Origin of the sequence: Streptomyces misionensis, from assembly GCF_007896895.1 — a bacterium.
Lineage (GTDB): Bacteria > Actinomycetota > Actinomycetes > Streptomycetales > Streptomycetaceae > Streptomyces > Streptomyces misionensis_A.
Genome location: NZ_VOGW01000160.1, coordinates 8,386 through 27,969 on the forward strand (window position 1 = coordinate 8,386; position 19,584 = coordinate 27,969).

Annotated in this window: 19 protein-coding genes and 1 pseudogene; 7 read left to right on the plus strand and 13 right to left on the minus strand. The window is 72.2% G+C overall.

Annotated elements, in window-relative coordinates; translation table 11 throughout:
* Positions 1–462 (plus strand): histidine phosphatase family protein (locus tag FRZ03_RS26155; protein WP_146467648.1); only part of this gene is annotated, 462 nt, incomplete at its 5' end.
* A gap of 125 nt (positions 463–587) precedes the next feature.
* Here FRZ03_RS26155 and FRZ03_RS26160 read toward each other — a convergent pair.
* The 8 genes and pseudogenes from FRZ03_RS26160 to FRZ03_RS26195 form a co-directional block, all read right to left on the minus strand.
* Entirely contained in the window at positions 588–1,235 is a 648-nt protein-coding gene (locus FRZ03_RS26160; RefSeq protein WP_146467590.1) for a superoxide dismutase, read from the minus strand.
* Positions 1,236–1,359: 124 nt separating this feature from the next.
* Positions 1,360–2,742, minus strand: coding sequence for an amino acid permease (locus FRZ03_RS26165; protein WP_146467591.1), 1,383 nt, complete (start codon positions 2,740–2,742; stop codon positions 1,360–1,362).
* 131 nt (positions 2,743–2,873) lie between these two features.
* Positions 2,874–3,776: a TauD/TfdA dioxygenase family protein gene (locus FRZ03_RS26170; protein WP_146467592.1), complete on the minus strand. Its 903-nt coding sequence runs from the start codon at positions 3,774–3,776 to the stop codon at positions 2,874–2,876.
* Positions 3,777–3,816: 40 nt separating this feature from the next.
* Positions 3,817–5,157, minus strand: a complete 1,341-nt coding sequence (locus FRZ03_RS26175) for an LLM class flavin-dependent oxidoreductase (RefSeq protein WP_261399343.1) — start codon at positions 5,155–5,157, stop codon at positions 3,817–3,819.
* Complete coding sequence (locus tag FRZ03_RS26180) at positions 5,154–5,888, minus strand: ABC transporter ATP-binding protein (RefSeq protein ID WP_146467593.1); 735 nt, start codon at positions 5,886–5,888, stop codon at positions 5,154–5,156. Before FRZ03_RS26180 ends, FRZ03_RS26175 begins: the two co-directional genes overlap by 4 nt.
* Entirely contained in the window at positions 5,864–6,706 is an 843-nt protein-coding gene (locus FRZ03_RS26185) for an ABC transporter permease (protein ID WP_146467594.1), read from the minus strand. The genes FRZ03_RS26180 and FRZ03_RS26185 overlap by 25 nt, the downstream gene beginning before the upstream one ends.
* A pseudogene (locus FRZ03_RS26190) lies at positions 6,703–7,747 on the minus strand (ABC transporter substrate-binding protein). The gene FRZ03_RS26185 and the pseudogene FRZ03_RS26190 overlap by 4 nt, the downstream one beginning before the upstream one ends.
* A gap of 241 nt (positions 7,748–7,988) precedes the next feature.
* Positions 7,989–9,191 carry an ROK family transcriptional regulator gene (locus FRZ03_RS26195; RefSeq protein ID WP_146467595.1) on the minus strand — a complete coding sequence of 401 codons (1,203 nt, stop codon included), beginning with the start codon at positions 9,189–9,191 and terminating at the stop codon, positions 7,989–7,991.
* A gap of 448 nt (positions 9,192–9,639) precedes the next feature.
* Between FRZ03_RS26195 and FRZ03_RS26200 the strand changes: the two genes are divergently transcribed.
* Positions 9,640–10,221, plus strand: coding sequence for a biotin transporter BioY (locus FRZ03_RS26200; RefSeq protein WP_146467596.1), 582 nt, complete (start codon positions 9,640–9,642; stop codon positions 10,219–10,221).
* A gap of 77 nt (positions 10,222–10,298) precedes the next feature.
* On the opposite strand, the gene FRZ03_RS26205 is transcribed toward FRZ03_RS26200, so the two are convergent.
* A complete protein-coding gene (locus tag FRZ03_RS26205; RefSeq protein WP_146467597.1) occupies positions 10,299–11,720 on the minus strand; it encodes an amino acid permease in 1,422 nt (473 codons plus the stop codon).
* Positions 11,721–12,014: 294 nt separating this feature from the next.
* Between FRZ03_RS26205 and FRZ03_RS26210 the strand changes: the two genes are divergently transcribed.
* Both FRZ03_RS26210 and FRZ03_RS26215 read left to right on the plus strand, forming a co-directional pair.
* Entirely contained in the window at positions 12,015–12,500 is a 486-nt protein-coding gene (locus FRZ03_RS26210) for a ribose-5-phosphate isomerase (protein ID WP_146467598.1), read from the plus strand.
* A gap of 161 nt (positions 12,501–12,661) precedes the next feature.
* Positions 12,662–13,471, plus strand: a complete 810-nt coding sequence (locus FRZ03_RS26215) for an Fpg/Nei family DNA glycosylase (protein WP_146467599.1) — start codon at positions 12,662–12,664, stop codon at positions 13,469–13,471.
* A gap of 53 nt (positions 13,472–13,524) precedes the next feature.
* Here the strand turns inward: FRZ03_RS26215 and FRZ03_RS26220 are convergent, their stop codons facing one another.
* Complete coding sequence (locus FRZ03_RS26220; protein WP_146467600.1) at positions 13,525–14,766, minus strand: GNAT family N-acetyltransferase; 1,242 nt, start codon at positions 14,764–14,766, stop codon at positions 13,525–13,527.
* A gap of 174 nt (positions 14,767–14,940) precedes the next feature.
* Between FRZ03_RS26220 and FRZ03_RS26225 the strand changes: the two genes are divergently transcribed.
* Positions 14,941–16,113, plus strand: a complete 1,173-nt coding sequence (locus tag FRZ03_RS26225) for a PP2C family protein-serine/threonine phosphatase (RefSeq protein WP_146467601.1) — start codon at positions 14,941–14,943, stop codon at positions 16,111–16,113.
* Positions 16,114–16,125: 12 nt separating this feature from the next.
* Positions 16,126–16,599, plus strand: coding sequence for an HD domain-containing protein (locus FRZ03_RS26230; RefSeq protein ID WP_146467602.1), 474 nt, complete (start codon positions 16,126–16,128; stop codon positions 16,597–16,599).
* Between the two features lie 37 nt (positions 16,600–16,636).
* Here FRZ03_RS26230 and FRZ03_RS26235 read toward each other — a convergent pair whose 3' ends face one another.
* Positions 16,637–17,821: an acyltransferase family protein gene (locus FRZ03_RS26235; protein WP_146467603.1), complete on the minus strand. Its 1,185-nt coding sequence runs from the start codon at positions 17,819–17,821 to the stop codon at positions 16,637–16,639.
* A gap of 439 nt (positions 17,822–18,260) precedes the next feature.
* Here FRZ03_RS26235 and FRZ03_RS26240 point away from each other — a divergent pair, with 439 nt between their 5' ends.
* A complete protein-coding gene (locus FRZ03_RS26240; RefSeq protein ID WP_146467604.1) occupies positions 18,261–18,455 on the plus strand; it encodes a hypothetical protein in 195 nt (64 codons plus the stop codon).
* 102 nt (positions 18,456–18,557) lie between these two features.
* Here the strand turns inward: FRZ03_RS26240 and FRZ03_RS26245 are convergent, their stop codons facing one another.
* The gene (locus FRZ03_RS26245; protein WP_146467605.1) at positions 18,558–19,196 is read right to left on the minus strand and encodes a TetR/AcrR family transcriptional regulator; all 639 of its coding nucleotides are present in this window, start codon (positions 19,194–19,196) and stop codon (positions 18,558–18,560) included.
* Complete coding sequence (locus FRZ03_RS26250) at positions 19,193–19,579, minus strand: VOC family protein (protein ID WP_146467606.1); 387 nt, start codon at positions 19,577–19,579, stop codon at positions 19,193–19,195. Before FRZ03_RS26250 ends, FRZ03_RS26245 begins: the two co-directional genes overlap by 4 nt.
* Between the last annotated feature and the right edge of the window lie 5 nt (positions 19,580–19,584).

Here is a 19,584-nt window from a genome sequence, read left to right on the forward strand (position 1 = left end):
GACGCCGTGTGGTGCTCGCCGCTGACCCGGGCCGTGGCCACCGCCGAGCCGGCCTGCCGGGCCCTCGGTCTCGAGGCGCGCCGCGAGGACGACCTCAGGGAGTGCGGCTTCGGCGTGGTGGAGGGCCGTACCCTCGCGGAGTTCGCGGCCGAGGACCCGGCTGCCGCGGAGGCCTACCGCGGTGACCCCGTGGCCCATCCGTTCCCCGGCGCGGAGGACCCCCGCGCCGCCGCCGACCGGGGCGCCGCCGCGCTGCGCCGGATCGCCGGGGCGCACCGCGGCGGCCGGGTCCTGGTCGTCGCGCACAACACGCTGCTGCGGCTGGTGCTCTGCTCCCTGCTGGGGATTCCGCTGGCCGAATACCGCCGCGTGCTGCCGCGCCTGCTGAACGCGGCCGTCACCGAGATCCGCGTCGATGGCGACCGCACGGCGCTGCTGTCGCTCAACGTGCCCTGCGCGTGAAGGGGGCGGCACACGGTAGAAGGCCCTCCGTGAGTCACGTCCTCACGGAGGGCCTCCCTTCATCCGCCCGCCGCCGTGAAGGGTGAGAAGACGATCACGAGGCGGGACGCTTCAGGAGCGCGCGCTCACGGCGCGAGCAGCAGCGCGTTCGCGCGGGAGGCGGCGGCCTCGTAGCGCCGGGCCACGTCCTGCCAGTTGACCACCTGCCACATGGCCTCGATGAAGTCGACCTTCTGGTTCTTGTACTGGAGGTAGAAGGCGTGCTCCCAGGCGTCGAAGACCAGGATCGGGGTCGAGCCCTGGCCGACGTTGCCCTGGTGGTCGTAGACCTGCTCCACGATCAGCCGCCCGCTCAGCGGCTCGTACGCGAGCACGCCCCAGCCGGAGCCCTGGGTGGTGGCCGCCGCCTTGGACAGCTGGGTCCGGAACGCGGCGAAGCTGCCGAAGGACTCCTTGATCGCGTCGGCGAGTTCGCCCACGCCGTCCGCCGCCAGCGGCTCGCCGCCGCCGTCCTTCGGACCGGTCATGTTCTGCCAGTAGATGCTGTGCAGGATGTGCCCGGACAGATGGAAGGCGAGGTTCTTCTCCAGCCCGTTGACGGAGCCCCACGACTCCTTGTCCCGCGCCTCCGCCAGCTGTTCCAGCGTGTCGTTGGCGCCCTTCACATAGGCCGCGTGGTGCTTGTCGTGGTGCAGCTCGATGATCTCGGGGCTGATCACGGGGGCCAGCGCCGAGTAGTCGTACGGCAGGTCGGGCAGCGTGTAGACGGGCATGGGTGATCCCCTCCGGAACCTTATTGCAAGTCTCTTGCAACTACACGCTAGCAACAACAGCGGCAGAGCAACAGAAAGGCCCCCACGTGTCGCACGTGGGGGCCCGGTCCGCGCGGCGCGGGGATCAGCGCTTGGCGCGCGCCCGCTGCCAGGCGTATCCCACCGCCGCGAGCACCACCGTCATCGCGCCCGACGAGTACAGCTGGACCCGGGTGTCCGGCTGCCGCGCCATCAGCACGAAGACCGCGGCCATCCCGGCCAGCGCCACCCAGGTGAGGTACGGGAACGCCCACATCCGCACCACCAGCTTCTCCGGCGCCTCCCGCTCGATCCGGCGGCGCAGCAGCAGCTGGGAGACCGCGATGAAGATCCAGACGACCAGGATCACCGCGCCGATCATGTTCAGCAGCCACGGGAAGACGTCGTCGGGCCGCCAGTAGCTCAGCAGCACGCAGAAGAAGCCGACGACACAGGAGGTGAGCACGCCGATCCGGGGCACCCCGCCGGACAGCTTCGCCAGCGCCTTCGGGCCCTGGCCGCGCTCGACCAGGGAGAAGGCGATGCGCGAGGAGCCGTAGATGTTGGCGTTCATCGCGGACAGCAGCGCCACGAACACCACCACGTCCATCAGCCGGGCCGCGCCCGGGATGCCGAGGTGGTCCAGGGTCGCCACGTAGGGGCCGCGCGCCACGACCTCCGGGGAGTCCCAGGGCACCAGGGTGACGACGACGGCCATGGAGCCGATGTAGAAGACGGCGATGCGCCACATCGCGGTGCGCACCGCGCGCGCCACGCCCCGCACCGGGTCCTCCGACTCCGCCGCCGCGATGGTGACCGTCTCCAGGCCGCCGTAGGCGAAGACCGAGGCGAGCAGGCCGATGACCAGGCCCTGGCCGCCGTGCGGCAGGAAGTGGGCCAGATGGGAGGTGCCGGGCGCGTCGGTGCCCGGCAGCACGCCCGCGATGGCCAGCACGCCCAGCACCAGGAACAGCGAGATCGCGCCGACCTTGAGCGCGGCGAACCAGAACTCGAACTCGCCGAAGTTCTTCACGGCGGCCAGGTTCGTGCCGAGGAAGACCAGCATGAACAGCGCGACCCAGATCCACTGCGGGCTGCCCGGCACCCAGCCCTGGACGATCTTGGCCGCGCCGATGCCCTCCAGGCCCACGGCGGTGCACAGCAGCACCCAGAAGGACCAGCCGGCCGCGAATCCGGCCCAGGGGCCGATCGCCCGCTCGGCGTGCGCCGAGAAGGAGCCGGACGACGGGTAGGCGGCCGACATCTCGCCGAGCATCCGCATCACCAGCATCACCAGCAGCCCGGACAGGGCGTAGGCGATCACGATGGACGGGCCGGCCGCGGCGATGCCCGCGCCCGACCCCACGAACAGGCCGGCGCCGATCACGCCGCCGAGGGCGATCATCGACAGATGGCGCTGCTTGAGACCGTGGGCGAGCGAGGCACCCTCCGTCTGCGGTGGTGTCTCGGTGCGGGTGGGGCTGGGCATGGGCGCGGCTCTCCCGTGCGGTGTGGGTGCGGTGTGGGGGTAAAAACTCCCCAAGTCTGGGCGGCCCGTCCGCTTGTGCGAAGGGGCCGCCCACTATCCGGACACCCGGCGCGCGGAGAGTGAGATTCCGGTTACGCCGCCACGGGGGTCCCCGCCGGCGTGTAGTGCGAGGCGTCGCCCTCGATGGAGTAGCTCTCCTTGCCCTCGATGCCGACCGGGACGTCACCGGCGACGGTCACCCGGTGCAGCCGGCGCGGCAGCCCGTCGTAGTTGTCGATGGCGTAGTGCTGGGTGATCCGGTTGTCGAACAGCACCAGCTCCCGCTCCGCCCAGCGGTGGCGCAGGATGTTCTCCGGGCGGGTGACGTAGGACTGGAGCAGGTCGAGCACCTTGCGCGACTCGCCCGCCGACAGGCCCACGATCCGCTGCGCGAACCCGCCGATGAACAGCCCCCGCTCCCCGGTCAGCGGGTGCACGCGGACCACCGGGTGGGCGGTGCGGTACCTGATCGAGACGAACCGGGCGCGGCGTTCGGCCAGTTCCTCGTCGATCTCCTCGTCCGGTACGGCGTAGTCGTAGTCGTTGGTGTGCTCGGCCCACAGGGTGTCCGCGAAGCGGCGCAGCGGCTCGGGCAGGTCCCGGTAGGCGGCCGCCGCGTTCGCGATCAGGGTCTCGCCGCCGTACGGCGGGACGGTGAGCGAGCGCAGGGTGCTGGCCTGCGGCGGGTTGAGGACGAAGGTCACGTCCGTGTGCCAGTGGTTGGCGATGCCCCGCTCGCTGTCCACCGGGAGCACGTTCGGGGCGCCCTCGACGGCCTCGACGGTCGGATGGGCGGTGGTCAGCTCGCCGAAGTGCCGGGCGAAGGCCTGCTGGCCCGCGTCGTCCAGGCCGTCGGCGGCGAAGACCAGCGCCTTGTGGACGTTCAGGGCCTCGCGAATGCCGGTCACCTCCGCCTCGGTGAGCGGCCGGGTGAGGTCGAGGCCGGACACGCGGGCGCCGATGCGCGCGGTGACCTTGGTGATCTCCAGGGACATGAGGGGTTCCTTTCGGGAAGGGGCGCGGAAGACGGCGGGGTCAGCCGTGGGAAGGGGTCGGGTACCGGTTGGCGGGGCGGGGAAGCCCGTAGCGCTCGCGCAGGGTCCGGCGGGGCCCGTACTCCGTGCGGAACAGGCCTCGGGCGCGCAGGACCGGGACGACGTGGTCCACGAAGGCGTCCAGGCCCGAGGGCAGCACGGGCGGCATGACGTTGAAGCCGTCGGCCGCCCCTTGCGTGAACCAGGTCTCGATCCGGTCCGCGATCTGCTCGGGCGTCCCGGCGAAGGTCTGGTGCCCGCGCCCGCCGCCGAGCCGGCCGATCAGCTGCCGCACGGTGAGCTGCTCGCGCCGGGCCAGCGACACCACGAGGGTGTAGCGGCTCCTGGCGCCCTCGACGGCGGACTCGGGCGGCAGGTCCTCGGGCAGCCGCCGGTCCAGCTCCAGCGAGTCGGGCGCCAGCTGGAGCAGCCGTTCCAGGCGCTTGAGCCCGTGCTCGGGCACGATGTGCTCCGCCAGGACCCGCTCGGCCGCCCGCGCCTCGGCCTCCGTCGACCCGATGACCGGCACGATCCCGGGCAGCACCTTGAGATGCTCGGGGTTCCGCCCGGCCCGCTCCGTGCGGTACTTGAGGTCCGCGTAGAAGACCTGCGCGTCGGCGAGGGTCTGCTGCGCGGTGAATACCGCCTCCGCGTACCGCGCCGCGAACGCCTTGCCGTCCGCCGAGGAACCCGCCTGCACCAGCAGCGGACGGGCCTGCGGGGAGCGCGGCACGTCAAGGGCGCCCGCGACCCGGAAGTACGGTCCCTCGTGCCGGGCGGGGTGGACCTTGCGGTCGTCGCCCCAGACGCCGGCCGCCTTGTCGGCGACGATCGCGTCGTCCTCCCAGCTGTCCCACAGCTTCAGCGCCACGTCCAGGAAGTCGGCGGCGCGCGCGTACCGCTCGGCGTGCGGGGGCTCCCGCTCCAGACCGAAGTTGCGCGCCGCCTCCGCACCGGCGGTGGTGACGATGTTCCAGCCCGCCCGGCCGTCGCTGACGATGTCCAGCGAGGCGAGCCTGCGGGCCAGGTCGTAGGGGGAGTTGTAGGAGGTGGAGGCGGTGGCGATCAGACCGATGTGCTCGGTGGCCGTCGCCAGCGCGGTCAGCAGGGTCAGCGGGTCCAGGGCGCCCGCCGGACGCTGCCCGATGCCGCCCCACAGCTGCGGGCTGTCGGCCAGGAACAGGCTGTCGAAGGCGCCCCGCTCGGCGATCCGCGCGAGCCGTACGTAGTGCCCCGGATCGACGTGCACGTACGGGTCGCTCTCCGGCAGCCGCCACGAGGCCTCGTGGTGGCCGGTGTTCATCAGGAACGCGTTCAGGTGCAGTCGCCGTCCCTCGCTCACCGGTCGTCCTCCGTGACGCCGAGGGCGGCCAGCAGCCGCTCCCGGTACTCGCCCAGCAGCGGCTCCCGGTAGGAGCGCGGGTGGGGACGGTCGATGGCCAGATCGAGTCCGATGCGGCCCCGCTCCAGCACGAGGACCCGGTCGGCGAGCACGATCGCCTCGTCCACGTCATGGGTGACGAGCAGCACGGAGGGTCGGTGGCGCTCCCACAGCTCGCGCAGCAGATGGTGCATCCGGATGCGGGTCAGCGCGTCCAGCGCGCCGAACGGCTCGTCCGCCAGCAGCAGTTCGGGCTCCCGGACCAGGGCGCGGGCCAGCGCGGCCCGCTGTGCCTCGCCACCGGACAGCTCGCCCGGCCAGGCCCGCTCCCGGCCCGCCAGCCCGACCTCGGCGAGGGCGGCCCGGCCGCGCTCCACCGCGCCCTTGCCGTCCAGGCCCAGCACGACGTTGTCCAGCACCCGGCGCCAGGGCAGCAGACGGGAGTCCTGGAACGCCACCGACACCCGCCGCGGCGCCGCGACGTGCCCGGTCCCGGCCACCCCGTGGTCGAGTCCGGCGATCGCCCGCAGCAGCGTGGACTTGCCCGAGCCGGAGCGCCCCAGCAGGGCCGTGAACTGCCCGGCGGGCAGCTCCAGATCGAGGCCGTCGAGGACCGTACGGCCCCCGAACGACCGCTTCAGGTCCCGCAGCCGGACGGCGGGCCGGGTCAGCTGCTCAGTGTGCGGCGCCATGACAGCACCCTCCGTTCGACGAGACGGACCGCGCTGTCGGAGACCAGGCCGAGCACGCCGTAGATCAGCAGGCCGACGAGGATGATGTCGGTACGGCCGTAGTTCTGCGCCTGGAACATCAGATAGCCGAGGCCACTGGTGGCGTTGATCTGCTCCAGCACCACCAGGCCCAGCCAGGAGCCGGTCACCCCGAGCCGCAGCCCCACGAAGAACCCGGGCAGCGCCCCCGGGATCACCACCCGGCGCACGAACGCCGGCTTCGACAGGCCCTGCACCTCGGCGAGTTCGACGTACCGGCTGTCGATGCCGGCCAGCGCGGCGTGCGTGTTCAGATAGACCGGGATGTAGACGACGATCGCGATGATGGCGACCTTGAACGTCTCCCCGATGCCCAGCCAGAGGATGAACAGCGGGATCAGCCCGAGGGTGGGGATCGCCCGGTTGAGCTGCACCGTGCCGTCGACCAGCGCCTCGCCGGTCCGGCTGAGCCCGGCGACCAGCGCGAGCAGCACCCCGGCGGCCAGCCCGATCGCGAAGCCGTACCCGGCCCGCCGCAGCGAGGTCAGCACATCGGTGGCCAGCGTGCCGTCGGTCCACAGCCGGCCGAGGGTGCGCAGCACCGTCCAGGGCGCCGGTATCGCGGCCGGATCGAGCTGCCCGGCGGCCGAGGCGGCGGCCCAGGCGGCGAGCACCAGCAAGGGGCCGGCCAGCCGGGCGGCGGGCCACCGGCGGCCGGGGGCGAGCCGGCGCCGCCGGCGGACCGGGGGCAGGGCGCCCGCCTCGGTGGGCGCGGCGGTCGTCGTGGTCACGGCGGTCACCTCCGGTACTCCTCGGGTACGGCCCGCGCGGCGATCGTCTCGAAGCGGTGGTCGAACAGCGCGGTCACGTCCGTGTGCCGCACGAAGCCGCCCTCCGCGAGCAGATCCGCGGTCTCCTGCTCCCACCGGACGGCCTCGTCCCAACTGGGCGGGAACAGCGGTTTGTTGGCGAGCGCGGTGATGGACCGGGCCTGGGCGGGGCTCAGGTTCTGCGTCTTGACGTAGAACTCCTCGTTCCACTCGGCCGGATGCTCGTACTGCCACACCTGGCCCCTGGCCCACCGCGGGATGTAGGCGGCGATGGCGGCGGCCTTGGCGGGGTCGTTCAGCACGGACTGCGGCGCCCACAGCAGGTTGAGCAGGTCGACCACGTCGGTGGTGACGGTGCGGGCGCCCTTCGCCGCGTACTGCTGGAGGTAGGCGGGCGCCTGGCTGTTGGCGAGCGGTGCCACGTCGACCTGGCCGGACTGCAGGGCGGTCAGGAACTGGTTGCTGGTCAGCGGCACCAGCGTGACCTCGCCGTACGCCAGGCCCGCCTGCTTCAGGGCCCGCAGCAGCACCACGCCCTGCGCCTGCCCCTGCGAGAAGGCGAGCCGCCTGCCCTTGAAGTCGGCGACGGTGCGGATGTCGCTGCCGGGCCGGGTCGCGAAGAGGTAGTTCGGCCTGCGGGTCAGCCCGATCGCCACGATCTTCGCGGCGAGGCCCTGGAACTGCGCCTGGATCGGCGGGATGCCCGCGTTGTTGGCGAGATCCAGGGACCTGGGCGCGGAAGGCGTTGATGACATCGGGGCCGGCGGCGAGGTTCACCCACTCGGACACGGTGAACGGCAGCGGCGGGAACTTCCCCAGCCGGAACTGGAGTTGCTCCACCCCCTGGTACGAGGTGATCTTCAGGCTGGTGCCGGGCGGCACCCGGTCCGCCGGCGGCCGGGTGGCGGCGCCCCCGGTATCGGCGGCGGCCACGCCCTTGGCGCAGCCCGCGACGCCCAGGGCGGCGGCGGACGCGCCCAGCGCGGAGGTGAGAAAGAGACGGCGGCGCATGGAAGGTCTCCCGGAAAAGAGCCGGTCTACGGAAACCCGGTCAACGGAAACATGGAGAGAACACAGAGAAACCCGGGGAAGCGCTGAGAAACCCTGCGAAATTCACGGAAACACGCGCTTCACGCGCGGCAACATGTCAGCAACAGAGGGCGCGACAGCCGGTCCGGTAGCTCGTGAGAGGGCTCATGACCAGCATGTTCCCGGTGCCGGGCGGCCGGTGTCAACATTCCGAGTTTCTGAATTAAATACGCTCAGGTGAGGCGCTCAACGGATCTCGGAACAACTCGTCGAGCACCACCGAACCCCCCGCCACGGCAAGTACGGAATCGGGGAAACTCGTCGGCAGCACGGACGCGGAACGGGAATTGCCGACCGCCTCCCGGAGCGCGTCCAGGCACTGGGAGAAGTGGATGATCCCCACCTCGGTGACCACGACCGTCTCCGGATTGAGCACATCGAGCAGCAGTCCGGCCGCCCGCCCCGTCGCCCGCGCCCGCTCCACCAGCAGCCGCCGGGCCACCGCGTCCCCGGCCGCCGCCGCGGCCACCACCCGCATCGGATGGGCGCCCGCCTCCACGACCCCGGCCTCCCGGGCCCTGCGGCACAACGTCCGCTCGCCCAGCTCCGCCTGGAGGCAGCCGGTACGCCCGCAGGGGCACGGCTCGCTGCCGCCCGGCACCGGCAGATGGGCGATGGCGCCGGCCGCGGACCGGGGCCCGTGGTGCACCTCGTCGCCGGTGGCGAACGCGGCGTCCACCACATTGCCCACGAACAGGTGCAGCACGCTCCCGCCGCCCCGGGCCCGCCCGAACAGCCGCTCCCCGTTCACCAGCGCCCGCGCGTGCCCGTCGACGTGCACGGGCAGTCCGGTGCGGGCGGCGAGCAGCTCCCGCACCGGCACCTCCCGCCAGCCCAGCAGCTCGTGCTCGACCACGGTGCCGGCCGCCCGGTCCACCCAGCCGCCGACGGCCACCCCGATCCCCAGGGGCCGCCGGTCAGGCATCCGCGCGAACAGCGCCGCGAGCCCGTCCGCGGCCCGCGCCACCACCCCTTCCGGATCGGTCCGCCGGTGCTTCAGCTCCCGCCGGGCCAGCACCCGGCCGCGCAGGTCCAGCAGCGCCACCGTGGTGTACGGCACCGCCACGTGCACCCCGCCCACCACGAACCGCGCGTCGTCCAGCTCCACCGGCACATGCGGCCGGCCCACCCCGCGCGAGCGGCGCGGGGCGGCCGACTCCCGGATCAGTCCGAGGGCGGCGAGCCGGGCGCAGTGCTCGGTCACCGACGCGGGCGACAGCCCGGTCAGCCGGGCCACGGTGCTGCGCGCCACCGGCCCGTGCTCCAGCACGGACCGCAGCACGACGCTGGCACTGGTGCGCCGCCGGTCAGGGTCGGCGGCGCGCGGAACGGGGGAGGCAAGGGTGGAGGCCGCACTGCGGGGCATGGGGAACCGTCCTCGGGGACCGGAGCCGACACATCGGGAACCGGAAGGGACGAGGCGGACCGGGCGGGCCCGCCCCTATCCCGGACGGCGACAGGTGGCCGTACCCTGGCGCCGCAGGTCGACATAGCGACGCGAGGTGAAGTAGCGGGCCTGGGCAACCATGTGCCCGAAGCTAGCAAACGGCCCCCGCGCCGCCCAGGGGCCGTCGCGCGGGCCTGCGCGGAGCTTTGGGGGAACCCTACAGACGTGCCGACGCGGGGCGGAGTCTGCCGGACCACGCCACCTCAGTGACCGTAATCACGCCGTTCCCGGTGTAAGCCCCACTCTTTGTGCGGAGCCCACCAAGTCGGCGATCACGCCTTTGTCGGGCGCTGACGGTGATCCGATTCGGGCCGCCGGTATAGCGTCGCGGTGTTCCCAGCTGCCCCCTTCATCCCGCGGAGTCCCCATGAGCACCGCCACCGTCGCCACCCGCCCGGGTGCCGTCCTCGCCGATCTGCTGCCCGCCTCCCGCGTCCGCGACACCGCCCTCGTGCTCGGCGGCGCCGCGCTCACCGGCCTCGCGGCCCAGCTGTCGGTGCCCGTGCCCGGCTCCCCGGTGCCGGTGACCGGCCAGACCTTCGCCGCGCTGCTGGTCGGCACCGCGCTCGGCGCCCGCCGCGGCTTCCTCTCCCTCGCCCTGTACGCGCTGGCCGGCGTGGCCGGTGTGCCGTGGTTCGCGGGCGGCGACTCCGGTGCCGGCTCCGTCTCCTTCGGCTACGTCCTCGGCATGCTGCTGGCCTCCGCCGTCGTCGGCGCCCTGGCCCGCCGCGGCGCCGACCGCTCCCCGCTGCGCATGGCGGGCACGATGGTCCTCGGCTCGGCCGTCATCTACGCGATCGGCGTCCCGTACCTGGCCCTGGCCGCCCACCTCTCCCTCGCCCGGGCGGCGGCGGTCGGCCTCGTCCCGTTCCTGATCGGCGACGCCCTCAAGGCCGCGCTCGCGATGGGTCTGCTGCCCACCACGTGGAAGCTCGCCGGCAAGCGCTGACCCGCCGGCACGGCACAACGGCCGCGGGGCCCGACGAACTTCGTCGGGCCCCGCGGCCGTTGGCGCGTCAGGAAGGGTCAGCCGATGGTGACCTTGTCGGCCGAGGCGTCGGCGGCCGGAGCCGGCCGGTCGCCCGCGACCTTCTGCTTGACGAAGGAGATGGCCACCACGATCGCCGCGACCAGCAGCGACAGCAGCACCGTCTCCCGGCCGTCGTGTTCGGTGTCGAACAGCATGTACACCAGGACCGCCACGATCACCGCGGCCGCCGCCCAGGTCAGGTACGGGTACAGCCACATCCGCACGACCAGCTTCTCCGGCGCCTCGCGCTGGATGATGCGGCGCATCCGCAGCTGCGAGAAGCAGATGACCAGCCACACGAACAGGGCGACCGCACCGCTGGAGTTGACCAGGAAGAGGAAGACGGTGTCCGGGAACTCGTAGTTGAAGAAGACCGCGACGAAGCCGAAGACGACCGACGCCAGGATCGCCGCCATCGGCACACCGCGCGCGTTGGTGCGGGCGAACGCCTTCGGGGCGTCACCGCGCTGGCCGAGCGAGAAGGCCATCCGGGAGGCCGTGTACAGACCGGAGTTGAGACAGGACAGCACGGCCGTCAGCACGATGACGTTCATGATCTGGCCGGCGTGCGCGATGCCGAGGGAGTTCAGCGCGGCGACGTACGAGCCGTCCTTCTCCAGCGACGGGGAGTTCCACGGCAGCAGCGCGACCACCACGAGGATCGAGCCCAGGTAGAAGACGCCGATGCGCCAGATGATGCTGTTGGTGGCCTTGGTGACCGCCCGCTGCGGGTCCTCGGACTCACCGGCCGCCAGGGTGGCGATCTCGCTGCCCATGAAGGAGAAGACGACCAGCAGGACACCCGTGAGGATCGCGCCCGGACCGTGCGGCAGGAATCCGCCGTGGTTGGTGAGGTTGGCGAAGGACGCTTGGTCCGTGTGGGCCCCCGGCAGCACACCGAAGATCGCGAGCAGACCGACGACGATGAACGCGGCGATCGCCACGACCTTGATGCCGGCGAACCAGAACTCGAACTCGCCGTAGGAACCGACCGAGAAGAGGTTCGAGGCGGTCAGCACCAGCATCACGATGAGGGCCCAGCCCCACTGCGGCACCGCCGGGACCCAGCCCGACAGGATCTTGGCACCCGCGGTCCCCTCCACGGCGAGCACGACGACCCAGAAGAACCAGTAGAGCCAGCCGATGGAGAAACCGGCCCAGCGGCCGAGCGCGCGGTCGGCGTGCTCGGAGAAGGAGCCCGAGGTCGGGTTGGCGGCGGACATCTCGCCCAGCATTCGCATCACGAGGACGACGAGGGTGCCGACGAGGGCGTAGGACAGCAGGATGCCGGGGCCCGCCGCGGCGATGCCGGAGCTGGAGCCGACGAAGAGGCCGGCCCCGATCACGCCGCCGATCGCGATCATCGTCAGATGGCGGTTCTTGAGGCCTGCTTGAAGTCCGGAACCAGGAGGGGTCATGGACGGATTCCTTTGCGCCTGTTGAGCGGGGGTTCTCGTACGGGAACGGAGGTGCCGTTGTGGGGTCCGGTACGGGATTCGTACGAGCGGTGTACGAGTCGGTCCAGTGAATCCGAGGCGAACGAATTCGGGAACCTCTGAATCCGGATTGTTACTTGAGGTTCCCTTGAGGTTCTATGGTCCCGCTCACATTCGAGCTACGGATTTCGTAGCGGCGTGATCACCTTTCGTCCGCCGCCCGGGCGCCGCCGACCCGGGGCTGCTGCCCCGTTTCCGGCGTGTCACACTCGTGGCATGCGCGTGTACCTCGGCTCGGACCATGCCGGCTACGAACTCAAGAACCACCTCGTCGAGTGGCTCAAGGAGGCGGGCCACGAGCCCGTCGACTGCGGGCCGCACATCTACGACGCCCAGGACGACTACCCGCCCTTCTGCCTGCGGGCGGCCGAGCGTACGGCCGCGGACCCCGACGCCCTCGGCATCGTGATCGGCGGCTCCGGCAACGGCGAGCAGATCGCCGCGAACAAGGTGAAGGGCGTGCGCGCGGCGCTGGCCTGGAGCGAGGAGACGGCGTCGCTCGGCCGTCAGCACAACAACGCCAACGTGGTGGCCGTGGGTGCGCGCATGCACAGCACGGAGGAGGCCACGAAGTTCGTCGAGGTGTTCCTCGCCACCCCGTTCTCGGGTGACGAGCGCCACATCCGCCGCATCGACATGCTCTCCGACTACGAGACCACGGGCGACCTGCCCCCGATCCCGGCGCACCACCCCCAGTCCTGAGCCCCGGCCGGCCTGGTATCCGGCCCCGCTCCTCCCGCCCGCCCTCCGGCCCGCCTCGACGGGCCGGAGGGCGGGCGTCGTCACGGCGGCCGTTTCCGTAGGCTGGACGAGTGGACCGTGGGGCCCGCCCCCGGCGACGAAGAGGAAAGGACGGCCCCGCCTTGCCCGAAGGGCACACCATTCACCGGCTGGCCCGGGACTACGCCGAGCGCTTCCTGCACACGGCCCCCCGCGTCACCAGCCCCCAGGGCAAGTTCTCCGACGCCGCCGCCCTCCTGGACCGCGCCGAGCTGACCGCCACCGAGGCCCACGGCAAGCACCTGTTCCTCCGCTTCCGCGACACCGACTGGGTCCACATCCACCTCGGCCTCTTCGGCAAGGTCGGCTTCGGAGACGCCCCGGCGCCCCCGCCCACCGACACCGTCCGCCTCCGCCTCGCCACCGACACGGCGTACGCCGACCTCCGCGGCCCCACCACCTGCGCCCTGATCACCGACGCGGAGAAGCGGGCCGTCCACGACCGCCTCGGCCCCGACCCGCTGCGCGAGGACGCCGAGCCCGGGGCGGCGTACCGGAAGATCTCGCGCAGCCGTACGACGGTCGCCGCCCTGCTGATGGACCAGAAGACCGTGGCCGGCGTCGGCAACGTCTACCGCGCTGAGGTCCTGTTCCGGCACGGCATCGACCCCTACCGCGCCGGCCGCGACATCACCCCGGCCGAGTGGGACGCGATCTGGTCCGACCTCGTCGCGCTGATGCGCGAGGGCGTGCGCGACAACCGGATCGACACCGTACGGCCCGAGCACACCCCGGAGGCCATGGGCCGCCCGCCCCGCGTCGACGACCACGGCGGCGAGGTGTACGTCTACCGCCGCGCCACCCAGCCCTGCCACGTCTGCGGCGACGAGATCCGCACCGCCGGCCTCGCCGCCCGCAACCTCTTCTGGTGCCCCACCTGCCAGAAACGCTGACCCGGGCAAGGCGCCGGAAGAAAAGCCGGGAGAAGCGCCGGAAGAAGAGCTAGCTAGAAGCCGTGCGGCAGCCACGGCGCCACCGCCGACCCGAACCCCACCGACGCCTCCGCCAGCGCACCGCCGCGCAGCTCCCGCACCCGCCCGGCCGCCGCCAGCGAGGCCAGCGACACCCCGCCCAGGTACGCCGCCCCCAACTCCCGTACCGAAAGGGACAGTTCCGCGGCCTGCGTCGTACGCTCGCAGGTCGCCCCCTTGGCGTCCCCGGTCAGCCGCCAGCGCCCCGCGTTCCAGGGGCAGAAGGCGTCCTCCACCTCCAGGACGACGTCCACCGGCGTCTGGTACGTCCGCGAGGCCAGCGCCGTACCGACGTCGACCAGCCGCACGAAGCACTCGTCCCGCACCCGCGGCCGGCAACGGCGGATGTCGGAGACCAGGTGCTGCCAGCTGTCGTCCACCGGCCGCGCCTCCACCGCCACGGTCGTCATCAGGTCGATGCCGCACAGGAAGCGCCACAGCGCCGCCTCCGTCGCGGGATCGAGCGCGGCGAGGTCCGCCACCCGCACCGTGCCGTCGGCGCCGCCCTCGGTCCAGCCGGCCTCGGTGCGGAACCGCGCGTACCCGGTGACCTCCCCGTCCCGCTCCGCGACCACGCACTGGAGCGCCGACGCCCCGCCGCGCGCGATCTCGGTGTCCAGCAGCCCGGCCCGCTCCCAGCCGGGCCGGCGGACCAGCATGCCGGGCCGGCGCGGCACCAGCGCCGCGTACACCGCCTCGCACGCGTCCAGGACGTCGGCCGGCGCCGCGTACCGCAGCCGTACGTCGTCGGTGCCGGGCGGCAGGTCGAGGGTGACCCGGCTGGTGTCGATCTGCGCGGACAGCCGGTAGGTCGCGGCGCCGTAGCCGAAGCGGCCGTAGATCGCCGGCTCGGACGCGGTCAGCACCGCCAGCGGTTCGCCCAGCGCGCGGGTGTCGTCCAGCTGCCGGCGCATCATCGACGTCAGCACCCCGCGCCGCCGGTGCGTGGCCGCCACGCTCACCATGGTGACGCCCGCCGCCGGGACCGCCGCCCCGCCCGGCACGGTCATCCGGAAGGCGAACGACCCCGTCGTGCCGACGATCCGGTCCCCGTCCCAGGTGGCCAGACCCCGGTCGAAGTCGAGCAGGGAACGGTGCAGTTCGCGGTCCTCGGGCTGCGCGGGCGGCCAGCCGAACGCGCGGTACAGGGTGCCGTACCACTCGTCCCAGTCGGCCTCGCGCAGCACCCTCAACACGGTTCCCCGGTCAGTCTCCATGCGCCATGCCTAGCAAGACAGCGCGGGGTGGGCCAGCGAATTTCTCCCGGACGGGGACACGCGGGCGCCAGGTGGCGTTCACTGAGGAGCGAACCTGTGAAACGCAGCCCGCACGGGGGACAAGTGGGACCTCCCGTGCCAAGCGGCCGGTGCGATCGATAGGGTCCCGAACTAATGGCAGCAGGACGAGAGACGCGCGCGAAGGCCGACACGCTCACGGCCCGGTGGAAGATGCAGTGGCACCGGGCCCGCGTCGGCCTGCGCAAAAGCGCCGTCGACTACTTCCGCGGCGACGGCTCCGACTGGATCGCCTTCGCCGGACTGCTGCTCACCGTCCCCGTCCTCGCGGCCCTCACCCTGTTCGACTCCGTGTGGTGCTCCCCGGCCATGCTGGTGCTGCCGATCGTCGCGGGCGGGCTGCTGCTGCGCCCGGCGAGCCTGCTCGGTCTGTACGCGGCGGCGGCCACCGCGCTGATCGTGGAGTCGGTGCGGCTCGGCCCGTACACCGAGGGCCCCTCGCGGGTCACCCCGGGCGTGGTCCTGGTGGTGGCCGCCTGCGGCTTCTTCGGCCTGCTCACCGCCCAGTTCCGCAGCCGCGTCGGCGTGCCCTGGCGGCGCGGCGGCACCATGCTGTTCGACCTGCGCGAACGGATCCGGGTGCAGAGCAAGCTGCCCAAGCTGCCGCAGGGCTGGCACCACGAGATGGCGCTGCGCCCGGCCGGCGGCCAGTCGTTCTCCGGCGACTTCGTGGTGGCCGCCCGCACCAACGGCGGCCGCACCCTGGAGGTCGTCCTCACCGACGTCTCCGGCAAGGGCATGGACGCCGGCTCGCGCGCCCTGCTGCTGTCCGGCGCCTTCGGCGGCCTGCTGGGCTCCCTGCCCCCGCACGCCTTCCTCCCGGCCGCCAACGGCTATCTGCTGCGCCAGGACTGGGAGGAGGGCTTCGCCACCTCCATCCACCTCGTCCTGGACCTCGACTCCGGGGACTACGAGCTGTACTCCGCGGGCCACCCGCCGGGGCTCCAGCTGAGCGCGGGCACCGGCCGCTGGGAGGAGAAGTCCGCCGAGGGCCCGCTCCTGGGGGTGTACGACGGCGCCCAGTTCGACTCCGTGAAGGGCTCGCTGCGCCCCGGCGACGTGCTGATGCTGTTCACCGACGGCCTGGTGGAGACCTCCGACCGGGACATCGTGGAGGGCATCGACCGCCTCACCGGCGAGGCCGACCGCTATGTCGCCGGCGGCTTCCACGGCGCCGCCTGGCATCTCATCGAGGCCGTCGCCAAGGACGTCAACGACGACCGCGCCCTGCTCCTGATCTGCCGCGAGTCCTCGGCCCACGCCCGCTGACACACTGGGCGCATGACCGACACACCGCCCGCGACGCCCGGGCTCCTCACCCTCGCCGAGGTCGAGGCCGTGGCCCGGGCCGCGCACGAGGGGCAGAGAGACAAGGCGGGACGGCCGTACGCCGAGCACCTCGCCGCCGTGGCGAACGGCGTGCGCGCCCGCGGGGGCGACGCCGAGCAGATCGCGGCGGCCTGGCTGCACGACTCCGTCGAGGACGCCGCCCTCGGCCGCGACTGGCTGGCCGGGGCCGCCCTCACCCCGCGCACCAAGGCCATCGTGGACGCCGTCACCAAACGACCGGGGGAGGAGCCGGCGGCGTACGCCCTGCGCATCCTCGACACCCCGGGCGCCCTGCTGGTGAAGGAGGCGGACCTGGCGCACAACGCCGACCCGGCACGGCTGGCCGTCCTGGACGAACCGACCCGGAAACGGCTGACCGAGAAGTACGCGACCATGCGCGCACTTCTCGGCCTGGATCAGCACTGACGCGGATGTGAACCGGAACGGACAGGGGTGAGGCCGGTCAGACCGTGGCCTTCTCGCGCTCTTGCTGCCCACGCTCCCGGGCCAGCCGGGCGGCGTCCTGCTTGAACGCCCACTCCATCCTCGGCTCCATCGCGAACCGGAAGACCCGTCGCACCGGCGCGGTGCACAGCAGGGTGACGGCGGCGCCCGCGATCAGGGTCACCAGGATCTCGCCGAGCGGGCGGTGCAGCCAGGCGTGGTCGAACCAGCCCCGGTAGTCGGCGAACTTCACCAGGAAGCCGTGCAGCAGATAGCCGCAGATGGTGCCCGCGCCCAGCGTCGTGAACCACGTCTTGCGGCCGGGCACCCAGGCGAAGAAGCAGGCCGTCAGCAGCAGCGAGCAGGCCATCATCGCGAGCGTCATCACCGGCCCGCACCACCAGGGCGCGCCCAGCTCCTGCGCCGAGTCGCGGTGGTAGAACCACGCGGTGTTCATGCGCGGCACCGCCCACCAGCCGACCAGCAGCGCGGCGGCGAACACCGGCACCGCGGCGATCCGCACCGAGCGGCGGCGCACCAGCTGGAAGTGCTCCGGCTTCATGTTCAGGCCGAGCACGAAGTACGGCAGGAACTGGAGCACCCGCTGGAGATCGAGGTCGTCGCCGATGCTCGGGGTGAGCGAGGCCAGCATGGCGATGACGAGGGCCACCGGCAGCGGGTGGCGCACCAGTTTCCAGATCGGCGTGGTCAGCCGCCAGACGAACAGCGCGCACAGGAACCAGGTCAGGTACCAGGGATCGAGCAGGCTGATCTGCTCGTGGGAGCCCGTGACGAGGCGGTTGAACAGGGGGTACGCCGTCTCGAAGACGACGTAGGGCACCAGGACTCCGGTGATCAGCCGCTTGAGCCGGTCCGGGCGCATGTCGAAATTGCGCGAGAAGAAGCCGGAAATGATGATGAACGCCGGCATGTGAAAGCTGTACACGACCGTGTACAGGCCCTCCAGGATGCGGCTGTCGCCCTTCAGCGGCTCCCACGAGTGACCCATCGCGACGAGCACGATCGCCAGGTACTTGGCGTTGTCGAAGAACGCGTCGCGCTGTTTGCCGCCGGGTCTCGCCGCCTGCTGCGGCCGTTCCTGCGTACCCACCGGGGTGCGCGGTCCGGGCACTCCCGGCGCCGGCGGCTGGGCCGGGGGGAGCGGCTGCGGGGTCTGGCCGAGGGAGGAGGCGGCGTCAAACATCTCAGGCACCCTAGCGTCGTCTGCGGGATTCCGTAAAACCCCGTGCAGTCATTTCCGGTTATTACCTGCGACTGCCCGCGAATTTAACGGACTTGCCGTCCGCGACCGCGTGACGGTGCCCACACAAAAGCCCGTCGTTCACCCATGATGTCTGGATTCATCCCCATCAAGTGGGGCATACGGCGTCTCTGTGCGATCAATTTGAATTACCTGCGCGCAAGTTGTGTGGAGCCGGAAACGAAGTCGCGTAATTCCCGCCGGAGTCCCGGGCGGGCGCCTGTCGAATTGCTGTGCGGGGCGTCGCCCGGGCCGGGACGGCGTGTCCGACATCATGTCAGGAGCCGCATGGACCAGGCCTGTTGGTGGCACGATGGTTCTGGCGGGGGTGCGGGCCGTGCCCCCGGGCCGGGAGAGGGACCGACCGAGGGTGTGATCAGTTGTGGCCATTTCACTGTCTGTGGTGCTGCTGTTGGCGGTCATCCTGGTGGTGCTCATAAGGGGGAAGAACCTCAAGCCCGGACCGGCCGTCGTGGCGATGCTCTTCGGCTTCTTCCTGGCCTCCAGCGGCATGGCGCCGTCCATCAACCGGTTCCTGAACTCGATAGCGGACTCGATCTCCGCGATCAAGTTCTGACCGGCTCCGCGATCAAGTTCTGACCGGCCGGGACCCCGCCGGGGCCGGTGCCCCGGCACCACCGCTCGTGGCGCGCCGCTCCTGGTGCGCCGCTAGTGGTGGCTAGTGGTAGAGGTGCCGCTGCTCGGCCGGCTGCCGGCTGATGAACACCAGCCGGTCGAAGTCGACGGCCACCCCGCGCAGCAGCAGGTCCACCAGCGCGCGCGCCGACGACGCGTCGACCGGGGCCTCGCCGAACAGCGCCCGCCGGTACACCACCGAGGCGAGCAGGTCGACGAAGAGCTCGGGGTCCACGTCCGGCAGCAGGTCCCCCCGCTCGACGGCCCGCCGCACCGCGACCGCGGCGGCCGCCCGGCCCGGCCGCACGAGGCTGTGCAGCAGGTGCTCGTGCAGCTCGGGGTCGTCGGCGCAGTCGGCGATCAGCGGCGCGAGCACCCCGGCCGGCAGCCGCTCGTGCAGCACCTCGGCGAGGAGTCGCACGCTCTGGTGCAGATCGCAGCGGGTGCAGCCGTTGTCCGGGGCGGGCGGCACGACGAGGACCGAGGCGAGCGCGTCGATCACCAGCCGCTGCCGCCGGGGCCAGCGGCGGCGGATGGCGGCCTTGCTGGTACCCGCGAGCGCCGCCACCTTCTCCAGCGCGAAGCCGCCGTAGCCGTCCTCTCCCAGCAGCCGTACGGTGGCCGCCAGCACCGCGGCGTCGATCGCCGGATCCCGGGGCCGGCCGCCGGCCGCCGGGCTCATGCGGCGGCGTCCTGGGGGTACCAGCGCAGCTCCACGGTGTTGCCGTCCGGGTCGCGCACATAGACGGACTCCGCCGCCCCCCGGGCACCCCAGCGGGGCACGGGCCCCTCGACGACGTCGAAGGTGCCGGAGGCGACGACCTCCTGCCAGTCCAGCGGATCCACCACCAGGCAGATGTGGTCGACATTGGACTCGCCGCGCGGCCGCTCGACCAGGTCGATGACGGTAGTCGCGCTGACCCGCACCGAGGGGAACGGCACCTTCCCGGCCCGCCACTGCTCGACCCGCTCGCCCGCGAGCCCCAGCGGCCCGGTGTAGAACCCCAGTGCCCGCTCGACGTCCGCGACGTTGAGCACCAGGTGATCGAAGTCCTTGACCCGCATCGTGT